The following is a 1999-nucleotide window of genomic DNA, read 5'->3' as shown; positions in this document are numbered from 1 at the left end:
AAGGGGGATTATGGGGATATTTGAGTAGAATCAGTGGATATTTGAAACAAAAACAGCCGAAAATCTTTGTTTAGATTTCGGCTGTCGGGGGAAGGACTTTTTTGCAAAGGTCTCAGGCCGTCTGAAACTTTCAGACGGCCTTTCATTTTCAACAATCAATTAAACAAACTTAATGCTTTAACAAACACCATAATGACACCATAGCCCAAAGGAACGCAGACCAAAGCCCAGCGCCACCATACTCCGATACCGCCCGCTGATACTTTTTTGCTGATCAGATAGGCATCGGATACAGCGGTTTCATCATCGGGGTTACCACTATGTGCCGCGACCTTAATGTCTTTTTCGTGATGCTTTTCATGAACCGAACGGACACTCAAATTACACAGTAAACCGACAATCAACAAACCTGCCATGATGTACATGGTGATGCTATAAGCCTCGGCAGCCGGAACGCCGCTTTCAATTTGGCTTTGGCGGATATAGTTGACCAACACCGGACCAATAACGGCCGCAGTTGACCATGCCAGCAAAATCCTACCGTGGATTGCACCGACTTGATAAGTACCGAACAAATCCTTCAGATACGCCGGAATCGCTGCAAAACCACCGCCATACATGGAAATGATGACGCAGAACCCAATAACAAACAAAGCCTTGTTACCGCTCCCGCCAATAGACGGAATGGCAAAATACAACAGCGAGCCGAGCACGAAGAAAATAGTATAAGTATTTTTACGCCCGATTTTATCGGACACGCTGGACCACAAAAAGCGGCCGCCCATATTAAACAGGCTCAACAGGCTCACAAAACCTGCCGCCGCACCTGCGCCAATGGCAGCCTGTTTACCGACAGAAGTTTCAGAAAACAGCTCCTGAATCATGACAGAAGCCTGACCTAAAACGCCGATACCCGCTGTCACGTTCAGACACAATACCCAAAACAAGAGCCAGAATTGCGGCGTTTTCATGGCTTGTGAGACATTGACATGATTGCTGCTGACCAATTTGTTTTTGATTTTCGGTGCAACATAACCTTTAGGTTTCCAGCCATCGGCAGGTATGCGGATGGTAAACGCGCCGAACATCATCAACACCAGATAAAACAATCCTAAAACAACAAAAGCCTGCGCTACGCCAACCGAAGTTTCACTGGAGAAAAAACTCATCAGCGACACGGATAAAGGCGAGGCCAACATTGCGCCGCCACCAAAGCCCATAATCGCCAAACCTGTCGCCATACCCGGTTTATCAGGAAACCATTTCATCAGTGTCGATACAGGCCCGATATAGCCCAAACCCAAACCAACTCCGCCAATCACACCATTGCCCAAATAAAGCAAAAACAGATTGTGCGTATGGACGCCGATCGCCGACACAAAAAAGCCCAAGCTAAAGCAGCAGGCGGCAACAAACATTGCTTTACGCGGACCAACTCGCTCCATCCAAGTACCAAACATGGCCGCAGATGCGCCCAACATCGCCAAGGCAATACTGAAAATCCAACCGACCGTGGTCAGCTTCCAATCTCCTGCAGCCGACTCAGTGATACCGATAAGCTTGGTCAGCGGCGCATTGAACACGGAATAAGCGTATATCTGCCCGATGGCAAGATGCACGGCCAAAGCGGCAGGCGGTACCAGCCAACGATTAAAGCCGGGTTTGGCAATGGTCGCCTCACGGTCTAAAAATTTCATAAAATCCTCTTGTCTATGTGTGTCAAACGCTGATTCCATATCATGCGGAATCAGAAAATTGTTGACAATATTTTAGCATAATCTCCCGTTTATCCTTTTTTCTGCTCCATGATAATTTTGCGCATCAGACAGAAAAAACATTCATCTAAACCATTTCTTCACGCCAATATCGACAAAAAGGCCGAGACCTTTGCAAAAAAGTCCTTCCCCCGACAGCCGAAATCTAAACAAAGATTTTCGGCTGTTTTTGTTTCAAATATCCACTGATTCTACTCAAATATCCCCATAATCCCCCTTGGATA

Annotated in this window: 1 protein-coding gene; it reads right to left on the bottom strand. The window is 46.8% G+C overall.

Annotation, left to right across the window (positions count from 1 at the left end; all coding sequences use genetic code 11):
• Window positions 1-155: 155 nt before the first annotated feature.
• Window positions 156-1697, bottom strand: a complete 1542-nt coding sequence (locus ACTHTJ_RS10605; RefSeq protein WP_070584854.1) for an L-lactate MFS transporter — start codon at window positions 1695-1697, stop codon at window positions 156-158.
• Window positions 1698-1999 lie beyond the last annotated feature (302 nt).

It is taken from the genome of Neisseria sp. P0018.S001, assembly GCF_051957355.1.
Lineage (GTDB): Bacteria > Pseudomonadota > Gammaproteobacteria > Burkholderiales > Neisseriaceae > Neisseria > Neisseria subflava_A.
This window is presented reverse-complemented; position numbering and strand designations above follow the sequence as displayed.